The organism is Pseudomonadota bacterium, from assembly GCA_010028905.1.
Classification (GTDB): domain Bacteria; phylum Vulcanimicrobiota; class Xenobia; order RGZZ01; family RGZZ01; genus RGZZ01.
In genome coordinates this window covers 1-6,711 of sequence record RGZZ01000288.1, presented here as the reverse complement: position 1 = coordinate 6,711, position 6,711 = coordinate 1, and the positions used below count along the sequence as shown (strand labels likewise).

Annotated in this window: 7 protein-coding genes; 4 read left to right on the top strand and 3 right to left on the bottom strand. The window is 68.0% G+C overall.

What is annotated here, in order from left to right:
- The first annotated feature begins 16 nt into the window (after positions 1-16).
- The 4 genes from EB084_17050 (at position 17) to EB084_17035 (ending at position 3,366) form a co-directional block, all read left to right on the top strand.
- Positions 17-868, top strand: coding sequence for a hypothetical protein (locus EB084_17050; GenBank protein NDD29966.1), 852 nt, complete (start codon positions 17-19; stop codon positions 866-868).
- Complete coding sequence (locus EB084_17045; GenBank protein ID NDD29965.1) at positions 865-1,116, top strand: acyl carrier protein; 252 nt, start codon at positions 865-867, stop codon at positions 1,114-1,116. The genes EB084_17050 and EB084_17045 overlap by 4 nt, the downstream gene beginning before the upstream one ends.
- Positions 1,113-2,327 carry a hypothetical protein gene (locus EB084_17040; GenBank protein ID NDD29964.1) on the top strand — a complete coding sequence of 405 codons (1,215 nt, stop codon included), beginning with the start codon at positions 1,113-1,115 and terminating at the stop codon, positions 2,325-2,327. The genes EB084_17045 and EB084_17040 overlap by 4 nt, the downstream gene beginning before the upstream one ends.
- A gap of 115 nt (positions 2,328-2,442) precedes the next feature.
- Positions 2,443-3,366 carry a class I SAM-dependent methyltransferase gene (locus EB084_17035; protein ID NDD29963.1) on the top strand — a complete coding sequence of 308 codons (924 nt, stop codon included), beginning with the start codon at positions 2,443-2,445 and terminating at the stop codon, positions 3,364-3,366.
- Between the two features lie 13 nt (positions 3,367-3,379).
- Here EB084_17035 and EB084_17030 read toward each other — a convergent pair whose 3' ends face one another.
- From EB084_17030 to EB084_17020, 3 genes are read right to left on the bottom strand one after another with little or no spacing between them, the layout of a single operon-like run.
- Entirely contained in the window at positions 3,380-4,807 is a 1,428-nt protein-coding gene (locus EB084_17030; GenBank protein NDD29962.1) for a hypothetical protein, read from the bottom strand.
- Positions 4,530-5,444 (bottom strand): hypothetical protein, encoded by a 915-nt coding sequence (locus EB084_17025; GenBank protein ID NDD29961.1) that lies wholly within the window; start codon positions 5,442-5,444, stop codon positions 4,530-4,532. Before EB084_17025 ends, EB084_17030 begins: the two co-directional genes overlap by 278 nt.
- Positions 5,441-6,646 carry a DUF1343 domain-containing protein gene (locus EB084_17020; protein ID NDD29960.1) on the bottom strand — a complete coding sequence of 402 codons (1,206 nt, stop codon included), beginning with the start codon at positions 6,644-6,646 and terminating at the stop codon, positions 5,441-5,443. Before EB084_17020 ends, EB084_17025 begins: the two co-directional genes overlap by 4 nt.
- Positions 6,647-6,711: the final 65 nt, after the last annotated feature.

Below are 6,711 nucleotides of genomic sequence, written 5' to 3'. Positions count from 1 at the left end.
CGAGCGACGGGATGAGATGGTGCTGCGCCTCGACGATTTCGCGTGCTTCATCACGGGCTTCGGCGACAAGGCCGCCATGGTCGAAGAGGTGGCGACGCGCCTGCACCTGCGACTCGATGCCCTGGTCTTCGTTGACAACGATCCCATCGAGCGGGCGCGCGTGGCGACGGCCCTGCCCGACGTGCGGGTCGTCGCGCTGCCGGACGACCCTGCGCTCTTCGCCCGGGCGCTCGATCTCGAGGGGGCGTTCGGCGTGGCCGAGCGCACCGATGAAGACGCGCAGCGCTCGCGTCGGCTGCAGCAAGACGGCATGCGCGCGCAGAGGAGCGCCGCGGCGGTCGATCTGGCCACGTTCCTGACCAGCCTCGGAATGCGCGCGCGGGTCACGCCGCTCACCGACGCCGATGTCGATCGGGTCACCCAGCTGGTGAATCGCGCCAACCAGTTCAACCTCAACGGGGCGCGGCTCACCGAAGGGGCTGTGCGCGCGAGGCTGCGCGATGGCGCGTCGCTCGATTGCGTTCTCCGCCTGCGCGACGATGTGGGCGACCACGGTCTCGTATCGGTGCTGCTTGCAACGCTCCGGTCGCCCGACGCGGTCGAGATCGAGGTGTGGGTCATGAGCTGCCGGGTTCTCGCCCGCGGGGTGGAGGGGTTTCTGCTGCGCCACGTTCTCGAGGGCTGCCGCGCGCGGGGAGTTCGGTTGCTGAGAGGGCGCTTCGTCGACACGGGTCGAAACCATGCGGTGGGCGATCTCATCGCACGCCTGGGTCTCGAGGTTGCGGCTGATGGCAGCTTCGCCTTCGAGGTCACTGACCCGTCGCGGTGGCCCCAGAGCGCATCGATCGAGGACGACACGAGCGAATGAACCCCGAGGTGCACCTTCAGGTACAGGCGCTGCTGCGCCGCGTGGTGGCAGACCCTTCGCTCGAGGTAGGAGCGGCGACGCGCGCCGCCGATGTCGAGGGCTGGACATCGCTGGCCCATATCCAGCTGATGGTGGGCATCGAACAGCACTACGGCATTCGCTTCAGTCTCGCCGAGGTGAACGCGCCCGCCGATGTGGGCGAGCTTGTGGCCCTGGTGGCCCGCAAGGCCGGTCTGCCCTCGGGATGAGACCTGCTTCTCTCGAGCTGCTCGTGGTGGCTCTCACCATCGTGACGGTCTCCCACCTCGTCTACAGCGTCCGCTATCGTGCGTGGGTGCTGGCCTTCGGGAACATGCTGACGGTGGGTCTGCTCGTGCGTGGCGCCGCCGAGCGCGCGCTGCTGGCCGGCGTGGTGCTCAGCGGGTATGCCATGCTCTCGGCGATGCAGCGCGGCCTGGTGCGCACCCGCGCGCTCGTCGCCGCCTATGGCGCTGTGCTCGTGGGCGTGCTGTGGGTGGTGCGGGCGAATCAGTTCACCGACGCGAGCAGCCAGACCGCGCAGCACCTTCCGCTGATGCCGGTCGTCGGGCTCTCCTACCTGCTCTTCCGCATCGGACACATGCTCATCGACGCCGCGCAGGGCGCGCTGGCACCGGTGCGGTTCCTCGATTACGTGAACTACACCTGCGCCTTCTACACGTTCGTCGCGGGCCCCATTCAGCGCTGGGGCGAGTATCACGCCCACGCCATGGCCGAGACAGACCGTGCCCGCGTCGATGTGCGGGCCGGTCTCGATCGCATGGTCGACGGCTGCCTGAAGGCCCTGGTGCTCGCCCCCCTGGTGGCGCCTTTCGCCGACGTGGCCTACGTTCTCGGTGGCGAGGCCCCGTCGTCGCTGCTCGTGCGATTCGCGATCTGGTGGTATGCGTGGTACGTGTTCCTCTATCTCGATTTCAGCGGATTCATCGACATCATGGCGGGGCTCTCGATTCTCGTCGGGAAGCCCGTGCCGGAGAACTTCAACCGACCGTGGCTCGCCCGCAACCTCGTCGAGTTCTGGCAGCGCTGGCACATCACGCTGTCGCAGTGGCTGCGCGACTACGTGTTCGCTCCCGTCTGCCTCACCCTGGCGCGCGCGGGTCTCGGTGGCGGGTGGATCACGCTGTCGCTGGCGTACTTCGTCACGTTCGCGGTGGCGGGCATCTGGCACGGCCCCACCGTGAGCTTCATGCGCTTCGGCGTGCTGCATGGCCTGGGGCTCGTGGCGGTGCAGCTGGGCACGGTCGTGCTGGCGCGTCTCCCGTCGACGTGGCGTGCGCGCTATCGAGAGAGCTGGCTGGTTCGCGCGGGAGCGATCGGGCTGTGTCAGACCTATGTTGCGTTCACCATTCTGGTGTTCGCGCATCGGCCGGATGATCTGGCGGCCGTGATGACCGCCGTCAAGGAGGTGCTGTCATGAAGGCTGCGATGGTCTCTGCCGCACGCTGGGGGTGGCTGTTCGCCAAGATGGGGGTGCTCGTCTGGGCTCTCACCCGCGCGCTGCACGCGCCTGCCTTCGTGTACAGCAACTTCTGATGGACGGCATCGTGGGTTCGCGCCCCGCGCTGCGCGCTGCTGTCGACGCGGTTCTGCGCGTCTGGCCGGCGCATGATCGCTTTCTCGCGTCGAGCTTTGCGGCGCACGATGTCGACGACCTCGACGATCTCGAGCGGTTGGCGGCCGATGTGCTTGCCGTGGCAGGCGGCGATCGCGACACGTGCTGCGCGGATTATGTGTGGATGTGTGAGGTGTTTCGTGACGAGGCGCTGCACTTCGCTCGCACCGGCGCGTATCGCTGCCTGTCAGCCGACCAGGCGCGGCGCGAGGTCTACGACGACAGCGCCTTCATGGCGCGCTACATGCGAGGCGCCCTGCTGTCGCAGGTGCTGTGGGCCAATCACGCCCAGGCGGCTCTCTTCTTCACGCGGGCGTTCGTCGCGACGCTGCCCGAGGGCTGTCGCTATCTCGAGGTGGGGGCGGGGCACGGGCTCTTCCTGGCGCGAGTGGCGCGCGAGGTGGAGGGTGCGCGAATCACGGCCTGGGATGTGAGCGCGGCGGGGCGCCAGGCCACGTCGCGCGCGCTGCGGGCACTGGGTGTCGAGCCGCGCGTCGATCTCGTGGCGCGGGACGCAGCTTGGCCTGCAGACGACGACGCCTGCTTTGACGCCATCACGGTGAGCGAGGTACTCGAGCACCTCGATGATCCGGTGGCGGTTCTCGCGTCGCTTCGTGAGCGGCTGGTGCCCGGTGGGTGCGTGTTCGTGAACCTTCCCATCAACAGCCCTGCGCCCGACCACGTGTTCCTCGCGCGCACACCGGGAGAGGCCGAGGCGGTTGTGACCGCGGCCGGTCTCGAGGTGCGTCAGCGAGCGCTCTTTCCCATGACGGGATACACCCTCGAGCGCGCGCTGCGTGACGCGGCGACGGTGAGCTGCGTGTACGTGGCGGTCCGGACGTGAAGCCGCGCGTTGATCAGTCGGCCGCGCCGAGGGCCGACTGACGCGCGCACGCCTCCGCCACCACAGCGCGCAGGCGCGGCAGGCCGTCGACCTCTCCCACGGCGCGGAGCAGCAGCGCCAGGGCCGGTTCGATCCACGTCCGGAACCAGGGCTTTCCTTTCACCAGCGAGAGGAATCCGTATGCCCCCAGGGCCTGCATGAGGCGTTGCAGGCTCACCAGCGCGTACGCGGCGCGGAACGCCTCGAAGCTCTCACGGGGCGCGGGGTGTGCCTCGTCGTGGTAGAAGCGGAGCAGGGCCTGCTCGACGTCGGCGGGCAGTGACACGTAGGGGTCGCGCAGCAGCGATGCCAGATCGTAGGGCAGCGGACCCAGGCGCGCGCCCTGGAAGTCGATCATCCACACCTGCGAGTCTTCGATCATCACGTTCTGCGACTGGAAGTCGCGATGCATCGGCACCTGTCGCACGCGCAGCACGCGAGCGGCCAGGGACTCGAGCTCGGCGGTGAGGGCGGCGTCTTGCGAGAGATCCCACCCGAGGTGGCGTCCGAGGAAGTTCTCTCGGAAGTACTCGGTCTCCCAGCGCAGGTCGGTCTCCGAGAAGGGGCGTGAGGTCATCTCATGACAGCATGTCGACGGGTCGATGGCCTGGAAGCGTCCCAGGGTGAGCAGAACCCCGCGATACGCGTCGAGCACGCGCGCATCGTGGGGGCCGTGCTCGAGCACCAGATGCTGCAACGCCTGGCGACCGCAGTCCTGCAGCAAGGCGAGACCGGTGGTGTCTGACCAGGCCTGGAAGGCGGGAACGGGGAGATCGCGTGCCCGCAGGAAGTGCCCGATGGCCACGTAGTTGGCGAACTCGGCGCGGCTCGGGGTCACGCACATGATGAGCGAGCGGCGACCGTCGAGGGGTTCCACGCGATAGAACGATCGATCGGAGCCGCCGGTGGCGATGTGGGTGACGCACACCATCGTGCCCGCCCCGAGCATGGGCTCGAGCAGGGCGGCCCAGGCCGGAGGAAGCGCACCGCATCGGGCCTCGATGGGGGTGATGGGGAGCGACTGACTCGGATAGGTGACGGCAGAGCCAGGGGTCGACTGTGGGAGCGGGACGCCAGATGCAAGTGTCACGCGAACTTCCTCCTCGATTTCTTGACGCGGGGGCTCATGCGGCGATGACCAGATCATCGAGAATGACCGCGCGGCGAGCGCTGAAGCCCTCGCTGAGATGCGTTCCGGCGAGCACCACGCAGTCTGTGAGGTGAACGTCCGGCCCGATGACGCACCCATCGCCCACCGCCACGCATCCTTCGAGGCGTGCTCGCGCGTCGACGTTCGCGGCGGGCGACACGAGCTGTCCGTCTGGTGGAACCACGAGGCCTGGAAGCCGCGGGCCGCGTCCGCTGAGCAGATCGTGGTGCAGATCGAGATAGGTGTCGACATGGCCCAGGTCACGCCAGTAGGTGTGGGGGCGGGGAAAGATGCCGCGCACGCTTCCGGGGGCTTCGTTCATCTGCGCCACGATGGCCTCGACGACGGAGTGCTTGCGACCGGGCGTGAGGCGCTTCAAGAAGCGCAGAGACAGGGCGTAGATGCCGCTCAGGGTGAAGCGGGCCTCTGGACCCTCGCCGCGGATGCCCCGCACCACGCCGTCGGGCGCCACGCGCACCACGTTGAAGCGCGGGTCGTCGACCAGCGCCATCGTGACGTCGGCCCCGCTCATCTCGTGGGTCTCGATGACGTGCGCGATGTCGACATCGGTGACCACGTCGACGTTGTGCACCAGAAGCGGCGCGTCGAACGCGGTGAAGTGCGCGATGCCTCCCCCCGTCTCGAGGATCTCCGCCTCGCGCACGACGTGCACGCGTGGCCCTTCGGTGCGCTGATGCAGATGACGCTCGATGAGGTCGGCCAGGTGGTGAAGGTTCACGCCCACGTCTTCGATGCCCGCTTCAGCCAGACGGTCGAGCACCCGATCGAGGGCGGCTCGGTTTGCCACCGGCACCAGTGGCTTGGGCACGCGGTAGGTGAGGGGAGCCAGTCGGGTGCCCAGGCCCGCGCAGAGAACGACGGCCTTCATGGGTACAGCAGGAACGGGCGTCGCAGCGCTGCGAACGCGCGCTCCACCTCTCCCCAGGATTGCATGACATCGCGTGCTTCGGCGCCGCCGTCAATGGCCAGGCGGGGAGCGTCGCTTCCGAACAAGATGTCGATGGGGAGCTTCACCGTCTCGTACTCGTAGGGAGGGGCCTTCCACTCGAAGGCGTCACCGTAGAGGCGGCGGATGGCGCAGAAGAGCGCCACCGTCAAGTGCACCGAGCGAAATCGCGCGCGGTCGGTGACGGCGATGAACACGCCGCCGCACGCCTCGCGCGCGTGTTTCTGGAAGGTGGGTTCGAACAGCAGGGGGCGGAAGCACACGCCTTCGAGCCTCTCGTCATCGAGGGCGCGGGCCAGCTCCCACGGGTCGATGAACGGCGCGCCCACGAGCTCGAAGGGTCGCGTGGTTCCACGCCCTTCGGAGATCTTCGTGCCCTCGACCAGGCACTGCCCCGGATACACGACGGCGGTGTCGACCGTTGGCATGTTGGGCGACGGCATGGGCCACGGCTGGCCCGTCTCCTCGAAGAACATGTGGCGCTGCCAGCCTTGCATTCGAGCGATGTGGAGCTCGCAGCCGATGTTCTCGGTCTGGTTGAACATGGTGAGCATCTCGCCCATGGTCATGCCGTGGCGCATGGGAATGGGGAAGCGCCCTACGAAGGATGCGTACGAGCGGTCGATGCTCGGTCCCTCGATGTCGACGCCGTTCACCGGATTGGGGCGGTCGAGCAGCACCACCGGGATGCCGAGCTCGGCGCAGCGCTCCATCACGTAGGTGCAGGTCCAGACGAACGTGTAGTACCGCGCCCCCACGTCGACCAGGTCGATGACCATGGCCTGCAGCCCCTCGAGCCAGGCCGCCGGCGGCTTGCGATGCTCGCCGTAGAGGCTGTAGACGGGAAGGCCGAGGCGGGTGTCGAGGTACCCCTCCCACTCGATCATGTTGTCTTGCGTGGTGCCCCAGAGCCCGTGCTGCGGCCCGAACACCGCTGCGACCCGGAAGTCCGGACGGCCGATGAGGGTGTCGATGGCGTGGCGCAGCCGGTGATCGAACGAGGCCTGGTTCACCAGAAGCCCCACGGTGCGCCCTGCGAGAAGGCGCAGCACCCCCTCCAGCGACGGATCGGATGTCGCGAGGAGGTCGAGGCCGGTGAGTACGGGGGGCGTGGAGCTGCTCATGTGATGCGAAGGCGCCTTGCAAGAGGGTGGGGCGGTGGGCTTGAAAAAAATTCTTCCCACCATGC

What these genes read in the sequence shown, in the direction of transcription:
- EB084_17025 (NDD29961.1), bottom strand. Translation starts at nt 5,444, where the DNA reads ATGAAGGCCGTCGTTCTCTGCGCGGGCCTGGGCACCCGACTGGCTCCC.
- EB084_17045 (NDD29965.1), top strand. Translation starts at nt 865, where the DNA reads ATGAACCCCGAGGTGCACCTTCAGGTACAGGCGCTGCTGCGCCGCGTG.
- EB084_17020 (NDD29960.1), bottom strand. Translation starts at nt 6,646, where the DNA reads ATGAGCAGCTCCACGCCCCCCGTACTCACCGGCCTCGACCTCCTCGCG.
- EB084_17040 (NDD29964.1), top strand. Translation starts at nt 1,113, where the DNA reads ATGAGACCTGCTTCTCTCGAGCTGCTCGTGGTGGCTCTCACCATCGTG.
- EB084_17035 (NDD29963.1), top strand. Translation starts at nt 2,443, where the DNA reads ATGGACGGCATCGTGGGTTCGCGCCCCGCGCTGCGCGCTGCTGTCGAC.
- EB084_17030 (NDD29962.1), bottom strand. Translation starts at nt 4,807, where the DNA reads ATGTCGACACCTATCTCGATCTGCACCACGATCTGCTCAGCGGACGCG.
- EB084_17050 (NDD29966.1), top strand. Translation starts at nt 17, where the DNA reads ATGGTGCTGCGCCTCGACGATTTCGCGTGCTTCATCACGGGCTTCGGC.